At 32.7% G+C, this 21,023-nt stretch carries 10 protein-coding genes; 7 read left to right on the forward strand and 3 right to left on the reverse strand.

All coding sequences use genetic code 11. The features are described from left to right. The first annotated feature begins 14 nt into the window (after positions 1 to 14). From VOI25_RS14585 to VOI25_RS14615, 7 genes are all read left to right on the forward strand, one after another. Positions 15 to 5,714 carry a choice-of-anchor L domain-containing protein gene (locus VOI25_RS14585; RefSeq protein ID WP_323789826.1) on the forward strand — a complete coding sequence of 1,900 codons (5,700 nt, stop codon included), beginning with the start codon at positions 15 to 17 and terminating at the stop codon, positions 5,712 to 5,714. A 160-nt stretch (positions 5,715 to 5,874) separates the two neighbouring features. After that, positions 5,875 to 12,378 carry a choice-of-anchor L domain-containing protein gene (locus VOI25_RS14590; protein ID WP_323789827.1) on the forward strand — a complete coding sequence of 2,168 codons (6,504 nt, stop codon included), beginning with the start codon at positions 5,875 to 5,877 and terminating at the stop codon, positions 12,376 to 12,378. A gap of 81 nt (positions 12,379 to 12,459) precedes the next feature. Then, entirely contained in the window at positions 12,460 to 14,790 is a 2,331-nt protein-coding gene (locus VOI25_RS14595) for a choice-of-anchor L domain-containing protein (RefSeq protein WP_323789828.1), read from the forward strand. An 85-nt stretch (positions 14,791 to 14,875) separates the two neighbouring features. Then, a complete protein-coding gene (locus VOI25_RS14600) occupies positions 14,876 to 16,801 on the forward strand; it encodes a BatA domain-containing protein (protein WP_323789829.1) in 1,926 nt (641 codons plus the stop codon). Beyond that, on the forward strand, positions 16,798 to 18,054 hold the full coding sequence (locus tag VOI25_RS14605) for a dihydroorotase (RefSeq protein ID WP_323789830.1): 1,257 nt from the start codon (positions 16,798 to 16,800) through the stop codon (positions 18,052 to 18,054). The genes VOI25_RS14600 and VOI25_RS14605 overlap by 4 nt, the downstream gene beginning before the upstream one ends. A gap of 12 nt (positions 18,055 to 18,066) precedes the next feature. Further along, the gene (locus VOI25_RS14610) at positions 18,067 to 18,396 is read left to right on the forward strand and encodes a hypothetical protein (protein ID WP_323789831.1); all 330 of its coding nucleotides are present in this window, start codon (positions 18,067 to 18,069) and stop codon (positions 18,394 to 18,396) included. A gap of 3 nt (positions 18,397 to 18,399) precedes the next feature. Next, positions 18,400 to 19,047: an alpha/beta hydrolase gene (locus VOI25_RS14615; protein WP_323789832.1), complete on the forward strand. Its 648-nt coding sequence runs from the start codon at positions 18,400 to 18,402 to the stop codon at positions 19,045 to 19,047. Here VOI25_RS14615 and VOI25_RS14620 read toward each other — a convergent pair. From VOI25_RS14620 to VOI25_RS14630, 3 genes are read right to left on the reverse strand one after another with little or no spacing between them, the layout of a single operon-like run. Continuing rightward, positions 19,044 to 19,715 (reverse strand): HAD family hydrolase, encoded by a 672-nt coding sequence (locus tag VOI25_RS14620; RefSeq protein WP_323789833.1) that lies wholly within the window; start codon positions 19,713 to 19,715, stop codon positions 19,044 to 19,046. The genes VOI25_RS14615 and VOI25_RS14620 overlap by 4 nt on opposite strands. Before the next feature lie 17 nt (positions 19,716 to 19,732). Next, positions 19,733 to 20,248, reverse strand: a complete 516-nt coding sequence (locus tag VOI25_RS14625; protein ID WP_323789834.1) for a hydrolase — start codon at positions 20,246 to 20,248, stop codon at positions 19,733 to 19,735. A 9-nt stretch (positions 20,249 to 20,257) separates the two neighbouring features. After that, the gene (locus VOI25_RS14630) at positions 20,258 to 21,019 is read right to left on the reverse strand and encodes an MBL fold metallo-hydrolase (protein ID WP_323789835.1); all 762 of its coding nucleotides are present in this window, start codon (positions 21,017 to 21,019) and stop codon (positions 20,258 to 20,260) included. Positions 21,020 to 21,023: the final 4 nt, after the last annotated feature.

A 21,023-nucleotide genomic window follows, 5' to 3' on the forward strand; every position in this document is an offset into this window, starting at 1 on the left:
CTAACCGTTATTAAATGAGGATATTAAAGCGTTTGTGTGTTGGACTATTTTTATGTTCAATTAACACACTAGTTGCGCAACAGATTTCAACACAAAACTCATCATCTCTAGGAGCTTTGATTCAAGCTAACTTGGGACAAGGTTGTGTGGATATATCAAACGTTTCTTCTTCAGTAAACGGTTTATCAAGCGGACTTAACAGTTACGGTACTTTTAGTTCTGAAAATTCTAGTTTTCCATTTCAAAATGGAATTCTGCTAACCACTGGAAGTATTGAATCTGCAGGTAACGGATTAAATACAAACACTTTAAATGAAGGCACTAATAATTGGGGAACAGATTCTGATTTAGAATATGTATTAGGCATTTCAGGTACTTTAAATGCCACATCTATTGAATTTGATTTTCTTTCTGCTACAAATAAAATAGCATTCAATTATATATTAGCTTCAGAAGAATATAATACAAATTTCCCTTGTCAGTATTCGGATGGTTTTGCTTTTCTTATTAAACGAGCAGGAACTTCTGAACCCTATGTAAATATTGCGTTAATTCCAGGAACGTCTATTCCAGTAAATACAAATACGATTCACGATGAAATTGTTGGGTTTTGTCCTGCAGAAAATGAAGAATTTTTTGAAGGCTACAATCTAGGAGACACAAATTATAATGGGAGAACGAAAGTTTTAACTGCTACTGCTAGTATTCAACCAAATGATCTTTATCATATCAAACTTATAATCGCAGATCAAAGTGACCAAAATTATGATTCAGCAGTTTTTATCGAAAGTGTTAGCACACTTTCTTCTGTAGATTTGGGGCCAGACATAAATACCTGTTCACAATCTATTATTCTAAATGGAGATGTTCAAAATGCCCTTGCAACCTACCAATGGTCTTTGGATGGACAAGTTATTCCTGGTGCAACAAACCCTTTATATCAAACTTCAATTTCTGGAACTTATAGTGTTGAAGTGAATCTACAAATAAATAATAGCTCATGTATAATTGAAGATGAAATTATAGTCAATTTAGGTTCAGAACAAGATATTAGTACACCAGTAGATTTTATCCTTTGTGATGATTCAACAAATGATGGCCAAGCCATTTTTGACTTAACCACAAAAGACAGTGACATATTGGTGACCATACCAAATGGCAACTATGATATTAGTTACCATTTGACCAATGTTGGAGCTATTACCGAAACTGCAACAATTACTGTTCCTTGGCAAAACACGACAAATCCACAAACGATTTACGTAAGAGTTGAAGAAGTCAACACAGGTTGCTTAGGATTTACAACTTTTGACTTAGTCGTTAATAATTCTCCTATTTATAATCAGCCTTCAGACATAAGTGTATGTGATGATAGTGTTGCTGATGGTATCACATTAATAGACTTAGTAGAAACTGGTGCTGAAATTTTATCGGTTAATCCAAACCTTGCAGTCTCTTATTACACCTCGCAAATCGATGCTGAACTTGGTCAAACTCCAGTTGGGATTCCGTATGTTAATACTAATCCATCTGAAACCTTATTCATTAGAGTTCAAAATAACGATACAGGATGTTATGACGTCACTTCAATACAAATTTCTGTACTAGAAAACCCAATAATTAATCCAGAAACGCAATGGGTTTCTGCTTGTGAAAATGACGACGACGGATTTGAGACCTTTGATATTACTTCAGTTGAAAATGAAATACTTCAAGGTCTTTCTGGAGTATCAACAAGTTATCATGAAACTTTAGCGAATGCTCAAGATGGTACTAATCTCATTCCAGATCCAACAGCCTTTCTAAACACAATACCTTATTTTCAACTCGTTTATATTAGAGTCACAAATAACACAACTGGCTGTTATACAACTATGCCAATTGAACTGCATACCAATATAGTAGAATCTGGCTTTAACACAAGTGATTTTGGCGTTTGTGATGATGCGTCTAATGATGGCATAGCAGGTTTTGATTTAAACCTAGTAGAATTAGCCTTATTAAATAATTATGAAGGTTTCGAAATTTCTTTTTTTGAATCTGAAAATGATCAACTAAATGATATAAATGAATTAGACAAAACTCAACTGTACACAGCTTCTTCTATTATTACAACAATTTATATCTCAGCTACTATAGATTCCTGTATTCAATTTAATAGTTTAGACCTTGTTATTTATCCTGCAATAGAAATTCAAAAACTTGCTAACGTTGAATATTGCGATAATGATTTTGATGGCTTAACTCCTATTTTTCTTCCAAGTTTTGATGATTATGTAAGTTCAGGAATTCAATATCCAAATGTTAGATATTATTTGACAGAGCAAGATGCCATTGATGATGTAAATGCTTTACCTCAAAATTACACGAATACTATAAATCCTATAACCGTGTTTACAAGAGTTACAAATATTCAAACTACATGTTATGATATTTCACCGATAGAAATTTTAGTCATTGATCCTCCTGTTGTAACTCAACCATCAGATATTATTATTTGTGATGACGATCAAGACGGTTTTTATATTGTTGATCTGGAAAGTCGTATACCCGAAATTGTAACAGACCTAACCGATTTGTCGTTTACATTTCATTCAACGTATGCAAATGCTGATAATGGTACTGATGAAATCTCTACACCTAATAGTTTTTATACACCAACTAAAACTGTATATGTAAGAGTAGAAAGTGATATCACTACATGCCATAGTATCGTTAGTTTTGATGTCATTGTTAATACTTTACCGCAATTTATTCCAATATCTACTTTTATTACTTGTGAAAGTGATGGTGATGAACTCAATGATTTTTACTTCAATTTAAAAGATGATGAAATTCTAAACGGTCAAGGAGGAAAAGAAGTACTCTACTTTGAGACTTTACAAGATGCTATAGATAGAGTTAATATTTTAGATAAAAATAGTCCATATCAAAACCTTACAAATCCGCAAACCATTTATGTTAGAGTAGAAAATGTTACAGACATTAATTGTTTCGGAACATCATCTTTAGAAATTAATGTTACTCAGTTTGTAACCTTTAATACACCTTCAGATATTATGATTTGTGATGATGCTTCTAATGATGGGTTTGAATCGTTAAATTTGGCTCAAAAAATTGAAGAAATTAGCACTGGTATTAGTGAAGTACTTGATATAACTTTCCATTTGAGTTTTGAAGATGCCGATTTAAACTTGAATCCATTACCATTAGATTACACCAATACGTTTAATCCTCAGCAACTTTATGCACGAATTGGTAATGAAGTACTGTGTCCAGCAATATCAGAATTTACAGTAAATGTTATCCAAGTTCCAGAAATAAATCCTGCTCCAGATTTAATCGCATGTGATGATGATTTTGATGGAAGTATTTCATTCGATTTAACACAAGTAGAAACAAACGTCTTAGATGTTCGCGTAGACAATATAGAAATTACGTATCATGAGACCATAGAAAATGCTGAGAATAACTCTGGTAGTATCTCTACTCCAGAAAACTATATCAACACGTCTAACCCACAAACGGTATTTATCAAAGTTACAAACACACTCTCAAACTGTTATAGCGTTCAAACAATCAACCTGTCGGTTAACCTTCCTCCTTTGATTAATGATTTTCAAAACTATGAGATTTGCGTTAATCCGACTAGTAGTTTTGATTTGAATGAAATTAACAATGTTATCGTAAATGATGATACTGATGTGTTTTTTAATTATTATGAGTCTTTTACTGATGCTCAAAATAGCTCTAATCCTTTAGACACCAATTACACGTATTCAACCGCAAGTGATACTATTTTTGTACGGGTAGAATATGCTACTACAGGTTGTTTCTATATTTATTCGTTTCAACTTATTGTAAATCCGCTTCCAATCGCTAATCAACCTGCAGATTTACATGCTTGTGATGATGATTCTAATAATGGTGTTGAAAATTTTAATTTATCATTTGTAAACATTGCTGTGTTAGGTAATCAAGATCCCAACGAATTTACTGTTACCTATTTTAATTCTCAAACAGAAGCTGAATTAGGAGACAATCCGTTAACCTATATCTATACTGGACAAAATGGCGAAATAATTCATGCACGTATTGAAAATAATACGACTGGATGCCATAGTGTTACTCAGTTTAATTTAGTTGTTGACCCTCATCCTAATGTGCCTTCTTTAATTACTAATTGTGATACTGATTACGATGGAATTACCACCTTCGATCTAACACAAGCCGAATCAGAGCTCTTTGATTCTTTGATTCCCAATTATGGTATTTCCTATTTTGAATCGATTGTTGATCTTCAAAATGATGTTAATGCTATTGCTAATCCTTCTAACTATGCCAATGTAATCAGTCCACAAACTATATACATTAAGGTCGTTAATACCTTAGCTAACTGTTATTCATTTGTGCCACTAGAATTAGATGTCAACTTGCCACCAGCTATAAATGCTTTAGACGCATTTGAGTTATGTGAAGACGGAAATGGATCTGGATTGGCAACCTTATCAGATATCAATTCTAGTTTATTAATTCAAACACCTAATGTTAGTGTTATCTATTATCTTTCTGAATTTGATGCTATAAATCAAACCAATCCTTTAAATGATAACTACGAGTATATATCGACTAGTGATACTTTGTTTGCTAGGATAGAATTTACAACAACACATTGCTACCATATCCATGAATTTAATTTAATTATAAATCCACTTCCAATTGCAAATCCACCCGACAATCTCACAACTTGTGATGACGACTCTGATGGCGTGTACACTTTTGATTTATCATCACAGTATACTATGGTATTAAACGGTCAAAATCCTGATGATTTTACGATTTCTTATCATTCCGATTTACTAAGTAGCGAAGATAATGTTAACCCTTTAAATACCAACTACGAGGCAATAAATGGCGAAACTATTTATGTTCGTGTTGAGAATAATTCAACAGAATGTTATGATATTACTTCATTTGAAATTGCTGTACACCCTAAACCTATAGTTGATATTGGGTCGCAAGTAATTTGCTTAGAAGATTTACCTTTAATGGTTAGTGCCAGCACAAATCAAGTTGGTGATTCATATGTATGGTCTACAAATGAAACAACTCCAGAAATTGAAATCACAGAAATTGGAACCTATTCGGTTACAGTAACGTCGATCCTTGGATGCGAAACTACAGATACATTTGTCGTTTCAGAATCTGAAGCGGCAAGTATTGTCATTACCGAAAGTATTGATTTCTCAGACCCAAATAACATTGTAGTCACAGTTAGTGGAATTGGCAACTATTCTTATCATTTAGAAGATGATGATTATAGTAATAGTTTTGGAGATCAAGGGCCACAATTATCTAACGTATTTCAAAATGTAGGAATTGGATATCATACGCTTACGGTTAGAGACTTAAATGGTTGTGCGTCTGTAACAAAAGAAATCGTCATTATCGATGCTCCAAAGTTCATGACACCAAACGACGATGGCCATTTTGATACTTGGCATATAACAGGAGTTGAAACTTTACCTGGAACCATCATTTATATTTTTGATCGTTATGGAAAACTCCTAAAAACGTTAACCTCAAATTCTCCAGGATGGAATGGTTATTACAATGGAAATCTAATGCCTGTTGCTGATTATTGGTTTTTAGCAAAAGTTAAAAAACAAGGAAAAGCATTTGAAGTAAAAGGTCACTTCTCGTTAAGATACTAAAAATCAGATGCTTCTTGCATTGTATTTCATCTGAAAAAAAATCCGTTAAACTCTCAAAACCACTAGTATTGGGTATTTTTTCCTACTTTGAAATATTTTAGATTTCAATCCTCAAATAACACTATGATTATTAATTAACATTACTACTAGTTTAGTATACATGAAAAAAATAATAGCTTTATACATAATATGTTTATTGCATTCAATAAATATAATTAATGCACAGCAAATCTCTACAGATAGCTCACAAGCGCTTGAAGCCTTAATTCAAGCAAATTTGGGACAAGGTTGTGTAGATATTTCTAATATTTTTTCCACAATAAATGGTCAAGTAAATGGGATTCCAAGTTATGGTTCTTTCGAACGTTCTAATTCCAACTTCCCTTTTCAAAACGGTATTATGTTATCTACAGGTAATATTAATTCGGCAGGAAACTCAGTCATTGCTAGTCCATTAAATGAAGGTGAAGATGATTGGTTAACAGATTCCGATTTAGAAAATGCTTTAGGAATTACGCAAACTATAAATGCAACATCAATAGAATTTGATTTTATTTCGGTAGCTAATCAAATTCAGTTTAATTATCTATTGGCTTCAGAAGAATACAATGCTAATTTCCCTTGTCAGTATTCTGACGGATTTGCATTCCTTATTAAAGAAGCAGGAACATCTAATCCCTATTCTAATATTGCTATAATACCAGGCACTTCAATCCCTGTAAACACCAATACGATTCATGATGAAATTGTTGGATTCTGTCCAGCAGAAAATGAAACGTTCTTTGAAGGTTATAATATTGGAGACACTAATTACAACGGAAGAACAACCGTTTTAACAGCTACAGCTTCTATTGTGCCAAATGTTCAATACCATATTAAATTAGTCATTGCTGATCAATCTGATGAAAATTATGATTCTGCAGTATTTATTGAAGGTAATAGTTTTAATGCCTCTGTAGATTTGGGACCAGACATTGTAACCTGTGGTGATTCTGTGCTGTTAAATGGAGATATTGAAAATAGTTTAGCGTCTTATGAATGGTTTCTAAATGGTGTTTCAATTTCAGGAGCTACCAACGAAACTTATGAAGTTACCACTTCAGGAACTTACAAAGTAGAGATAACCATTCAGCTCAATAATACAGAATGTGTCATTGAAGACGAGGTTGAAATCACCTTAGATACCGAACAAAATTCTGGTGTAATTTCAGATTATTTACTGTGTGATGATGCTTCAAATAATGGTATAGAAACCTTTGATTTATCAACCAAAGATTATGAAGTATTGATATCTGTTCCACCTTCAAACTATAATATATCATACCATGCATCTGAACTTGATGCTCAAAATGGTGTGAATGCATTACCAAATTCATATCAAAACACGTCTAATCCTCAAACTATTTATATTAGAATAGAAGATGTTGACAATGGTTGCTTGGCTTTTTCAACATTCAACCTTATTGTAAATCAAATTCCTGATGTTATTACTCCTGAAGATGTTATTGTGTGCGATGATGCCATTTCTGATGGTTATACACTCATAGATTTAAATGCTACAAGTTTAGAGGTCACAGACGGTAATCCGAATTTATATGTAAGCTACCACTACTCGCAACAAGATGCTGATTCTGGAGCAAATCCTGTATATTCTCCTTATAGCAATATCAACTCCAGTGAAACTTTATTCATTCGTGTGTATGATGCAACCACTGGATGTGTCAACACAACTAGTGTAAACCTTACAGTATTAAACAATCCTGTTGTTAGTCAGGAAAATCAATGGATTAATGCTTGCGAGCAAGATCAAGACGGATTTGCAGATTTCGACTTAACCTCTGTTGTAGATTCTGCTTTACAAGGATTAACAGGAGTTACAGTAACATTCCATGAAACTGAAGCCGATGCGCAAACTGGTGATAATCCTATTGCTGATCCGAGTAACTACCAAAATGTAGTACCTGGTTTACAAATTGTTTATATTAGAGTTGTTGATGATATTACAGGTTGCGTTGCTACAGTTGCAATAGAATTACATGCTAATATTATTCAAACAGGTTTTGATATTAGTTCATTTTCTGTATGTGATGATGCTTCCGAAGATGGCATTGAAGATTTTGACCTAAACGAAATTGAATCGACACTGGTAAACGGTTACGATGATTTTGTCATTACTTTTTATGAAACTCTTGACGATCAAAATAACGACACAAATCCATTAGACACAAATGCACCTTATACTGTAAGCTCAAGTCCTGCAGTTATTTACGCAACAATTGTTAGCACAGATTGTACAGAGTTTATTGAAATTAATTTAATTATTCATCCTCCAATAGATATTCAAGGCTTAGGAACTGTTGACTATTGTGATGAAGATACTGACGGATTTACATCAGTGTTCTTAGAATCGTATAATACTTATGTGAGTTCTGGCATTAATGGAGCAAACGTAAGATATTTTTTAACAGAACAAGACGCTATGGACAACGACAATGTTTTAGCACCTTATTATTTTAATACGGTTAATCCATTTACAGTTTTTGTAAGAGTGACTAATTCTCAAACAGGTTGCTATGATATTGCACCATTAGAGATACAAATAACGAGTGCACCAACTGTAATGCAACCTACAGAAATTATTGTTTGCGATGATGATGAAGATGGTATTTCAACAGTTGATTTAGAATCTCGAATTCCAGAAATTGTTGTCAATACAGCTGGTCTTAATATTACATTCTATACAGATTATTGGAATGCTTACAATGCAACAGATGCGATCTCAAATCCAGATAATTATGATACGGCAACCCAATACATCTATTCCAGAGTTGAAAATGATGTCACAGGGTGCTTTAGCCTTGTCGCATTTTATGTGTATATAAATACTTTGCCTGAGTTTATTCCCATTCCTAATTTTGAAAATTGTGAAGCTGATGGTAATCAAATTGCAGATTTCTTTTTCTACTTAAAAGATTCTGAAATTCTAAATGGTCAACCAGATAAACAAGTCCTATACTTTGAAACTGCTCAAGATGCTATTGATCGTACCAATATCATTGATAAATATACAGCGTATCAAAATCTGTCTAGTCCACAAACAATTCATGTTAGAGTAGAAAATTATACAGACCCAGATTGCTTTGGCACTGCTTCATTTGAATTAGAAGTAGGTTCTCTTCCACTCTATAATGAACCTATAGATGTTTTTATTTGTGATGATATTAGTAATGATGGTATTGAAAATTTTGACTTAAATGATAAATTATTTGAAATCCAATTAAGCATTCCTGAAACACTTAGCATTTCATTTCACAATAGTTATTATGATGCAGATTATGATTTAAATGAGTTGCCGTTGAATTACACAAATGTCGCCAATCCTCAACAAATATTCGTAAGAATCGAAAATGGCACATATTGTCATGCTATTGTTGATTTTAACATCAATATTATTCAAGTTCCTGAAGTCAGTCCTGCACCTGATCTCGTAGATTGTGATGTCGATTATGATGGTTCAGTCGTATTTGATTTAACAGAAGTTGAAGTAGAAATCCTAGATGTTCGTCAAGACAATATAGACATTACCTATCATGAGTCTTTGATTGGTGCTGAATCTGATACTGAACTTATTTTAAATCAAGAAAACTATTCAAACACATCAAATCCTCAAACAGTTTATGTAAAAATTAACAACAATATATCAGATTGTTATGCTATTCTACCAATTAATTTAATTGTAAACTTACCACCTCCTGTAAACGATTTTCAATCTTTTGACATTTGTGAAAACACAAGCAATAGTTTCGACTTAAATACTTTAAATAATATCGTGACTGATGATGTTTCTGGTATTGTCTTTAGTTACCACATTTCGCAAGCAGATGCTAATAATAATGTAAATCCGTTACCTACAAACTACACGTATCTTACAGATAGTGATACAATTTATATTCGTTTGCAATATGCTGTTACTGGTTGTTGGACGACTTATAATTTCGATTTAATTGTGAATCCGCTACCAATTGCATATGCTCCAACTACATTTTTAGCTTGTGATGATCTATCTAATGATGGGATAGAAAGTATTGATTTAACACTTCAAAACGCTCAAGTTTTAGGAACTCAAAGTAGCACTCTATTTTCAGTGTCTTATCATTTGGATGAAGCATCTGCAAATGCAGACACAAATATTTTTCCAGATTCTTATGAGGCTACAAATGGGCAAGTCATATATGTTAGAATTGAAAATAATAGCACAGGATGTTACAATATAACATTCTTTGATGTTCTAATTTATGAGCATCCACATCCAGCACAACCCATTATTTTATGCGATGATGATTATGATGGTATTACAACTTTTGATTTAACTCAAGCTGAAACTGATTTATATCAAATTACTCCAACTTATATTACAATTTCATATTTTGAAACTGAAACTGATTTAGATGCAGATGCAAATGCAATTGTTAATCCGTCATCTTACTTAAATATTAGTAATCCTCAAACAATTTTCATCAAAGCTTATAACGTACTTGCAGATTGTTATGCTTCAGTTCCCTTAGAATTGATTATCAATTTACCTCCTCAGATTAATGAGTTTACAACGTATGAAATTTGTGATAATTCAACTAGTAGCTTTGATTTAAACGAGGTTGAAAACGTTATCGTTAATAATAACACTGACGTGCTTTTTAGCTATTATCAATCACTTTCTGATGCTCAAAATAGCTCTAATGCTTTAAACACCAATTACACGTATACGACTACAAGTGATACTATTTTTGTTAGAGTTGAATTTGGTTTAACTGGTTGTTTTTACATCTATCCATTTCAGCTTATTATTAACCCATTACCTATTGCAAATCAACCTCCAAATTTAGAAACTTGTGATGATGATTCTAATGATGATATTGGCGATTTTGATTTGTTTTCAGTAAACAATTCTGTTTTAGGTACTCAAAACGCTAATGAGTTTACTGTAACTTATTTCACATCTGAAATAGAGGCAAATTTAGGAACCAATCCAATAGACTTCAATTATACAGGACAAAATAATGAGACCATTTTTGTGCGTATTGAAAACAACACAACAGGATGCTATAGCTTAACTCAGTTTGATTTAATTGTCAATGAGCATCCTAATATACCTTCTCTAATTATTAATTGTGACACAGATTATGATGGCTTTACACCTTTCGATTTAACACAAGCCGAACCTGAACTCTTCGATACTGTAAATCCTGATAATATTATTTCCTATTTTGAATCTATTGAAGACCTTCAAAATGACACCAATGTTATTGCAGATCCTTCAAATTACACCAATCTATCTGGTCCGCAAACCATATACATTAAGGTTTTTAATCCCATTGCCAACTGTTTTACTTTTGTGCCTTTAGAATTAGATGTCAACTTACCTCCTGCAATAGATCCTTTAGACGTATTTGAAATCTGTGCAAATGAAAATGGAACAGCAACTTTATCAGATATCAATTCGCCATTATTAATACAAACAGCTAATGTTATCGTTGTTTATTATGCTTCGGAAGCAGACGCTTTAAATCAAACGAATCCTTTAGATGATGACTATGAGTATCTTTCAACTAATGATACTATATTCGCTCGTATAGAATTCACAACAACACATTGTTACCATATTCACGAGTTTAATTTAATTGTAAATCCGCTTCCTATAGCAAATCCTCCTAGTGATCTTGTAGAATGTGATGATGATTATGATGGCTTGTATATATTCGATGTATCATCGCAGAATGCAACAGTATTAAACGGACAAAACCCAAATCAGTTTACGGTTTCCTATTATAACGATTTACTTTCTGCTGAAAATGGTATAAACGATCTAGGAGAAATTTATGAGTCACAAAATGGCGAAACCATATATGTTCGTATTGAAAACAACATAACTGGTTGCTATGATATCACATCATTTGAAATCAATGTACATCCGAAACCTATAGTAGATATAGGTTCTCAAGTGATTTGCCTAGAAGACTTGCCCTTAACTGTTAGCGCTAATACAAATCAAGCTGGTGATATGTATCTCTGGTCTACAAATCAAACCACTCCAGAAATTGAAATCATCGAAATTGGTACATATTCTGTTACTATAACCTCTCCTTTTGGTTGTGAAACAACTGAGTTTTTTACCGTTGCAGAATCTGAAGCAGCCACGATAGATATAACAGAAAGTATTGATTTCTCTGATCCAAATAATGTTGTCGTTACCATTAGTGGCATTGGAAATTATTTATACCAATTAGATGAAGATGAGCCACAATTATCAAATGTATTTGAAAACGTAAGTTTAGGATATCACACACTTACTATTATTGATTTGAATGGTTGTGCTTCTGTAACCAAAGAAATTGTTGTTATTGATGCACCTAAGTTTATGACACCAAACGACGATGGTCATTTTGACACATGGCATATTACTGGTGTTGAAACATTACCTGGAACCGTCATTTATATTTTTGATCGCTATGGAAAACTCCTTAAAACACTAACAGCAAATTCTTCTGGATGGACTGGTTTTTATAATGGAAACCTAATGCCAGCTTCAGATTATTGGTATTTAGCTAAAGTGAGAAAAGGAGATATCGCTTTTGAAGTGAAAGGCCATTTTTCATTACGACTCTAGTAAATTCTAATCTTCATATTAACAGTTTTTTGGTAATTTAAACTTAGAGTATCCGTATCTTTGCAATCGGAAAAATTGCTAATGAAACGTATCATTTTACTTACTTGTTTTCTTGTGAGTTTGATATCTCTTGGACAAAATATTCAAGTTGATAGTCAGACCTATACTGCCCAACAACTTATTGAGGATATTCTAATTGATAGTGATTGTATTGAAAACGTAGTGGTAACAAATGTCGTTGGAGGTGATTTTAATAACACTGACCAAAGCTATGGTTTTTTTGATGCTACTGGAACTACATTCCCTTTTCAAAGCGGTATTGTTTTGAGTACTGGACGTTTATTAAATGTGCCTGGCCCTAATACGTCCTTAAGTGATGATGATGCTCCAGGATGGAGTGGTGATTCAGATCTAGAAATTGCGCTAAATGAATCAAATACTATTAATGCAACAATTCTTGAGTTTGATTTTACGTCTGTCGCGTCGCAAGTCAGTTTTAAATATTTATTTGCTTCAGAAGAATACCAGGAAAACAACGCAAATACATGTCAGTTTTCAGATTTATTCGGATTTCTTATTCGTCCAATCACAGACCAACAATACATCAACGTAGCTTTAGTTCCTAACACCCAAACACCAGTTAAAGTAACAACCGTTCATCCTGAAATCCCTAATGGTTGTGATGCTCAAAATGAATTTTATTTTGAAAGTTTTAATGGTAGTGCAGCGCCTATAAACTTTAACGGACAAACGAAAGTACTAACAGCAACTGTTGCAGTAATTCCTAATGAAACCTATCATGTAAAACTTGTTATTGCAGACGAACAAAATTTTAGATATGATTCAGCCGTTTTTATAGAAGCTGGAAGTTTTCAACTTTCTACAGATATTGGACCTAATCGTTTAATATCAACACAAAACAGCTTGTGTGAAGACGAAACTTTAGTTCTTGATGCTTCCCAAATCAATAGCAATAGCTTCAAATGGTTTAAAGATGGTGTCGAATTAATTACTGAAACCAATCCAACATATACGGTAATTGATGCAGGAACCTATAATGTTGAAGTTACATTAGATAACAATTGTATTTCTTATGGTGAAATTGTAATTGAATACTCAGATAATCCTATCGTGTTTGATTCAATTATAGTTGAATGTGACCAAAATCAAGACGGATTAACATTCTACAACCTTTTTGATGCGGAATCATCTATTACAAATAACGATAGCTCTGTGTTTATTGAAGGGTTTTTCTTGACAGAAAATGATGCGCAACAAAATTTAAACGCTATTGTGAATACTACTAATTTCGAAAACACCATTCCGTTTCAAACCGTTTATGCTCGTGTTGAAAATCAAGCTGCATGTTTTGCTATTGCTGAAGTAGAATTGCAAATCTCAAATAACATTTTAAATATTCCAACACTTGAAGCTTGTGATGGTGATGTCGTTGATGGCTTTGCTAACTTCGATTTAAATCAAATTGTTGATGCTATTGAAGGTCAAATCCCAGTTGGAGCTAATGTGACATTCTTTGAGACCGAAACTGATGCCTTTCAAGACATTAATGCCTTAACTGCTACTTACGAAAACACAATTCCAAATAACCAGACCATTTTTGTAAAAGTTGAAAACAACAATCAATGCTATGCTATTTCATCTGCTGAGCTTGAAGTCTTGTACACTCCTGTCCTTTTAGAGGATGAACAGTTTATTTATTGTTTAAATTCATTTCCTGAAACGATTACATTATTTGCTGGTGTACTCAATGATTTACCCAGTAACTATTATTATGAATGGCTATTTAATGGTGTTTCAACTGCTGTAGATGAATCTTTTAATGACATCAACGAACCTGGAATTTATATCGTTATAGTTACGGATCCAAACGGTTGTTCTTCAAGCAGGACAATTACTGTAAACCCTTCAAATATTGCAACTATAGAAGATATTATCATTCAAGAAGGTTATGCTAATAATACAATTACTGTTCAAGTTTCTGGAGAAGGTGTTTATGAGTATGCTTTAGATGAATTTGCAGTGTTTTTCCAAGAGAGTAATGTGTTTACGAATGTGACTCCTGGATTTCAAACCGTTTTTATAAGAGATGTAAATGGCTGTGGAACCATTGAACAAACAATTTCAATTCTTGGTTTTCCAAAATTCTTAACGCCTAATGGAGATGGTTTTCACGACACTTGGAAAGTTTATGGTGTTAATGTTGATTTAAATAGAGGACTTGAAGTAAAAATATTTAATCGCTACGGCAAATTAATTAAACAACTTGACCATTTAAGTCCTGGTTGGGATGGAACATTTATTGGTCAGCCATTACCAAGCTCAGACTATTGGTTTATTGTAACTCTTATCGATGGAAGAACCTTTACTGGTCATTTCACGTTAAAACGTTAATTTTCTCAAAAGCTAAAGCTACAAATCCCTTATCATTTTCTATATTTGAGCATTGAATCATTAAACAAAAAATTACAACCTAGGAATGCAGTTTAAACACCCAGAAATTCTCTTCGCTTTACTCCTGCTAATCATTCCTATAATTATTCATTTATTTCAACTTAGAAAATTTAAAAAGGTTGCGTTTACAAACGTTCAATTTTTAAAAGAATTGACTATTCAAACACGTAAAAGTTCACAATTAAAGAAATGGCTAACCTTATTAACACGAATGCTTTTACTTGGTTGTGTGATTTGGGCTTTTGCACAACCCTATATCTCTAACTCAGAAAGTTTCAACACCAAAAACGAAACCGTTATTTACTTAGATAATTCATTTAGCATGCAAGCGCAAGGTCAAAATGGTACATTGCTCAACAAAGCTATTCAAGATATAATTGAAAATATCGATGAAAATGAATCTATTTCAGTATTTACAAACGACGCCAATTTTAATAATACTAGTATTAAAGCTATTAAGAATGATTTGATTCAATTAACGCATTCTCCAAGTCAATTGGGTTATGAAGCGGTCCTTTTGAAAGGCAAAAACGTATTTTCTAAAGATGAAAGTTCTATTAAAAACTTAGTGCTCATTTCAGATTTTCAACAAAAAGAAGATATTATTTCAATCGAAAAAGATAGTACAACTCAAATAAAACTAGTTCAATTAAAGCCTACAAGTGCAGTTAATATTGCTATTGATAGTCTTTACATTTCGAAATCAACAGTTGAAAATTTAGAACTGACTGTGCTTCTAAAAAATCAAGGAGACCCAATTGAAACACTACCTGTATCACTTTTTAATGGAGAAAAACTTATAGCAAAAAGTGCTGTAGATATTGTAAAGGAATCAAGTACTGTGTTTACAATTCCAGCGAATACTATTTTTAATGGAAAAATAACGATTGAAGACACCAATCTTCAATATGATAATGAACTTTATTTTAATATTGATCAAGGTGAATCTATAAAGGTTTTAGGCATTAATGAAACAGACGATACCTTCTTAAAAAAGATTTTTACAACGGATGAATTTGAGTACAGTTCGACACCCTTTAATGCTTTAAATTACAATCGCATTGATGAGCAGAATTTAATAGTTTTAAATGAACTTAAAGAGATTCCATTATCATTATCAACAGCATTAAAAGCATTTACAGATAATGGTGGAAGCATTTTAATTATTCCTTCAAATAATATAAGATTAAGTTCTTATAATCAATTGTTTAATAATTTCAATATATCTAGATTCGGCTCTATAAACCCTCAAGAAAAAAGGGTTACAACTATTAATTTTTCACACCCCTTACTCATCAACGTTTTTGACAAACAAATTAGGAATTTCCAGTATCCAAAAGTGAATTCATTTTATAATTCTAGTTCAAATTCTGGAGCTTCCATATTGAGTTTTGAAGATGGCTTTTCATTTTTATCGCAATCTGAAAATGTCTATCGTTTTTCAGCAGCTTTAAACACAGATAATTCAAATTTCAAAAATTCACCCTTAATTGTTCCTGTACTGTATAATATTGGTAAACAAAGTTTAAAAGTGCCAAAACTGTACTACACATTAGGAGAAGAAAACAGTATCGACATACCAACTAAACTCCAACAAGATGATATTTTAACTTTAGTTAATGGCGAAAATTCGGTAATACCATTGCAACAAACATACACGAACAAAGTTGCCTTAAAAACTAGTGATTATCCAAATTCTTCAGGAATTATTGCGGTTCAAAATAAAGAAGTCGTCTTAAAAAACTTGAGCTTTAATTTCAATCGAAACGAAAGTAATCTCACCTACTTTGATTTGACTAACATTGAAAATGCAACAGTAAGTGAATCAATCACAACAACTATAAATGATATAAAAAGTGCAGCGAATGTTAACGAGCTATGGAAATGGTTTGTTATTTTTGCATTAGCTTTTTTAATTTTTGAAATTCTCATCTTAAAATTCCTGAAATGAATGCACTTGTAAAATCTGCCACTATAGTTGACCCTAAAAGCGATTTTCACAATAAAACGGTCGACATCTTAATTGAAAAAGGTGTCATTACTAATATATCGAAGCGCATTTCTAATCCGAAAAACTATAAAGAAATTAAACTTGACAATCTTCATGTATCACAAGGTTGGTTTGATAGTAGCGTTAGTTTTGGCGAACCAGGTTATGAAGAACGTGAGACGATTGAAAACGGACTTAAAACTGCTGCGCTTTCTGGATTTACATCAGTAGCTGTTAACGCAAATACAAATCCTGTCATTGACTCTAATGCAGATATTTCTTTTCTAAAACTTAAGGCAAACAAACATGCTACTAACCTTTATCCTGTTGGAGCTTTAACGAGACATGGTGACGGAAAAGATTTGGCTGAGTTATTTGATATGAAGAATGCAGGAGCCGTTGCTTTTTATGATTACCAGCATCCTATTGATAATCCAAATTTGATGAAACTAGCCTTACAATATGCTAGCAACTTTGATGGACTAGTTTGCTCTTTTCCACAAGAATCTCGAATTAGCGGTTTAGGAGTTATGAATGAAAACGTAACGAGCACTTCACTTGGTTTAAAAGGAAATCCTGCTCTAGCAGAAGAATTGCAAGTCGCAAGAGATCTATTCATTTTAGAATATACCGAAGGCAAACTTCATATACCAACAATATCTACTGCAAAATCGGTTGCATTAATAAGGGCAGCAAAACTCAAGAAATTAAACGTATCTTGTAGTGTAGCGATTCATAATTTAATTTTCACTGATGAACATCTTACAGGTTTTAATACCAATTTTAAGGTATTACCTCCATTAAGAACACAAAACGACATTGACGCTTTAATTGAAGGGCTAAAAGATGGTACCATCGATATGGTAACGAGTGACCACAATCCAATTGACATCGAAGACAAAAAGATTGAATTTGATTATGCTAAATACGGAACAATCGGATTAGAAAGTGCGTTTGGAGCTTTAAATTCTGTCTTTACGATTAAAAAAACCATTGAATTATTAACCAAAGGCAAGCAACGTTTTGGAATTGAGCCCTCTCCTATTTCTATTGGAAACAAGGCAGATTTATCAATCTTTGACCCAAATGAAAGCTATATATTTTCTAAGGAGGAAATGTTATCCAGATCAAAAAATTCCATGTTTGAAAACAAAGAATTAAAAGGAAAGGTTTATGGTATTATCTCGAATAATCAGATAATTATATCAAAATAACAACAACAAATTATGCAAAACACATCCGATAACAACGATATCTTGGCTATTATAGCATACATCACACTTATAGGAACTTTAATAGCCTTTTTTATGAATCGAGACGTACGCAATCCATTGGTATCATTTCACATTCGACAAGCTTTAGGTTTGTGGTTACTACAAATGGTTTTAGGTTATTTTATTGGCGCTTTCGATAGCTGGATGATTTCTACATCTTTTTGGGTATTCTTTATAGTATTGTTTATTTATGGCATTTTTGGAGCCGTAGGAAAAAAAATGAATGAAGTACCAATTTTGGGTCCATTCTTTCAAAAATTATTTGCTTCAATCGGACAATAAATTATGAGCTTATCCTTACACCACATTACGAGACCTTCGTCGTTAAAAGAGAATGCGCCATTATTAATTATGTGTCATGGTTATGGCAGTGATGAAAATGATTTGTTTTCGTTTGCACAAGAATTACCTGAAGAATTATTTATCATTTCTGTAAAAGCGCCTTATCCTATGCAACCATACGGAAACGCTTGGTATGCAATTAATTTTGATGCCAATCAAAACAAATGGAACGATGTTGAGCAAGCCATTGGTTCTCGAGATGAGATCGCAAACTTTATTGATGAAGCGTGTACTGAATATCCAGTAAATAAAAACAATGTAACACTCTTAGGATTTAGTCAAGGTACAATTTTGAGCTATGCCGTTGCACTTACTTATCCTGAGAAAGTTAAAAATGTTGTAGCTTTAAGTGGATATATCAGCGAAGATATGCTAGGTGATAATATAGCCACAAAAGACGTTAATCATTTAGATTTTTATTGTTCTCATGGCAGTGTTGATCAAGTTATTCCCGTAGATTGGGCACGAAAAGCACCACAATTTTTAAATGCGTTGAATATCAAGAATACGTATTCTGAATTTCCAGTAGGTCATGGTGTTGCTCCTCAAAACTTTTACGAGTTTAGAAGCTGGTTAGAAAAAAGAATTTAAAGATTAAAAAGTACGTTTTCAGCGTCACTTAGATTGAAGTTGTTCCAATCCTTAATATGATAATTAATCCTTTCTTTTTTAAAATCTTGATAGTTTTTCATGCCTATTCCTATAAAATGAACTCCAAGATTTCTAGCGGTTTTTAAATCCCAAAGGCCGTCACCAACAGATATAATGTTATCAAATACATCAACGCCATAAAAGGTCTTTGCTTTTTGTATAGCTTCCAAAACAATACCTTCTCGTTCAAATATTAGATTAGAACCCACAACAAGGTCTTTATTATAATTTATTCCCGCTTGATCTAACTTTACGATTGCTGGTTCAAGCAAGGAACCTGTTGCGAAAGCTATTGCATAATCTGGATTAATATTAAGATTTGAAATAAAATCTTGAGCGCCATTAATCGCAGAAACAGGTTCTAAATCCAAAATTAACTCAGTCATACGTTTTTCAAAATCATCAATAAATGAAAATTCAAAATTTGAGTTCAAGTTCCTATTGTAATTCTCTTTTAGAATATAGCTATCAGTATGATGCAGGTACGCCCTCCAGTTTTCATTAATTACAGTGATTCCGAACGCTTTCATGGTATTTACATAGGCCAATTGATGTTGGTATTCACTTTTAGTTAGTGTGTCATCTATGTCAAATACGATAAGATTCATTTGTATTTAGTTTTAGATTATCTAGGTCGATATAGCGACGATTCTATAATCTTAAACTTAAGTTCTTTTTGACCTTCAATAGTTTCAATATCATAAGATAAGAGCATTTCTCCCCAATATTTTCCATCAGTAAAACTGGCAATAATCCATTTATGATTAAGCATTCGTATTTGATCAATTAACATCTTCTGACCAGACATAGATGCATAGGGCACCAACGGATGATCTTCGGTATCATAAATATTAAGACTCATCAATTCGTCTTTAATAAAAGGTACAAATTCAGAAATTCTAACGCCTTGCTCTTCCCAATAGATCATAGCGTCCTCATTGGTATCAAACTTAAAGGTATACAAATCAGAAACTATATGGTCTTCAATAATTCTTATAGAATCTTTGAGCTTTGTATTTGCTTCCATATAATTTGTAAGCTTTTTGTCATAGCCTTCAATTATACTCTTTGAATTTACAAATTGAAAAATCACTAGTAATAAAGTGAAAATGAATAAATACATGAAAAGTTTCTGTTTCATAGTCGGTGTTTAAAGTTCTAATTGTAAGTTATCGTAAGCTAAAAAAACGTTTTTTGGAAGCATTTGTTGTACCTCGTCATGAAAACCTAAATAATGACTTATATGTGTCAAATAAGCGGTTTCGGGTTGTACTTTATCAATAAATGCTATGGCTTCAGTAATATTAAAATGTGAAAGGTGTTCTTTTTCTCGTAGTGCATTTACAACCAAAATCTTTACACCTTTTAATTTCTCAATTTCTTCATCTTCAACTGTTTTCATATCAGTTAAATAAGCGAAATCACCAAAACGAAATCCAAAAACTTGTAATTTATGATGCATGCCATTAATTGGGATTACTTGTAAATTACCTAATTGAAAGGGTTCGTTTTTTATTTCGTGTTGGATAACACTCGGCACTCCAGGATATTTTACTTTAGTTGTGAAAATATAATCGAAACGCTTCTGCAATTCACCTAACACTCGTTTATGCGCATAAAACGGAATATCTCCTTGCCTAAAATAAAAAGGTCTTATATCATCTAAACCAGCCGTATGATCAGCATGCTCATGTGTAAAAACTACACCGTCAATTCTATTACAATTAACCCTGAGCATTTGTTGTCTAAAATCCGGACCGCAATCTACAACATAAGCAAAATCGTCCCACTCAACTAAAACAGAGACTCTTAAACGCTTATCTTTAGGATTTGAGCTTAAACACACTGGGTGATCACTTCCTATTACTGGAATTCCTTGAGATGTGCCTGTACCTAAAAACGTAATTTTCAATGCC

Source organism: Psychroserpens sp. (assembly GCF_034670085.1).
In the GTDB taxonomy this organism is placed as follows: domain Bacteria; phylum Bacteroidota; class Bacteroidia; order Flavobacteriales; family Flavobacteriaceae; genus Psychroserpens.

What these genes read in the sequence shown, in the direction of transcription:
- VOI25_RS14585 (WP_323789826.1), top strand. Translation starts at nt 15, where the DNA reads ATGAGGATATTAAAGCGTTTGTGTGTTGGACTATTTTTATGTTCAATT.
- VOI25_RS14600 (WP_323789829.1), top strand. Translation starts at nt 14,876, where the DNA reads ATGCAGTTTAAACACCCAGAAATTCTCTTCGCTTTACTCCTGCTAATC.
- VOI25_RS14590 (WP_323789827.1), top strand. Translation starts at nt 5,875, where the DNA reads ATGAAAAAAATAATAGCTTTATACATAATATGTTTATTGCATTCAATA.
- VOI25_RS14625 (WP_323789834.1), bottom strand. Translation starts at nt 20,248, where the DNA reads ATGAAACAGAAACTTTTCATGTATTTATTCATTTTCACTTTATTACTA.
- VOI25_RS14605 (WP_323789830.1), top strand. Translation starts at nt 16,798, where the DNA reads ATGAATGCACTTGTAAAATCTGCCACTATAGTTGACCCTAAAAGCGAT.
- VOI25_RS14595 (WP_323789828.1), top strand. Translation starts at nt 12,460, where the DNA reads ATGAAACGTATCATTTTACTTACTTGTTTTCTTGTGAGTTTGATATCT.
- VOI25_RS14620 (WP_323789833.1), bottom strand. Translation starts at nt 19,715, where the DNA reads ATGAATCTTATCGTATTTGACATAGATGACACACTAACTAAAAGTGAA.
- VOI25_RS14610 (WP_323789831.1), top strand. Translation starts at nt 18,067, where the DNA reads ATGCAAAACACATCCGATAACAACGATATCTTGGCTATTATAGCATAC.
- VOI25_RS14615 (WP_323789832.1), top strand. Translation starts at nt 18,400, where the DNA reads ATGAGCTTATCCTTACACCACATTACGAGACCTTCGTCGTTAAAAGAG.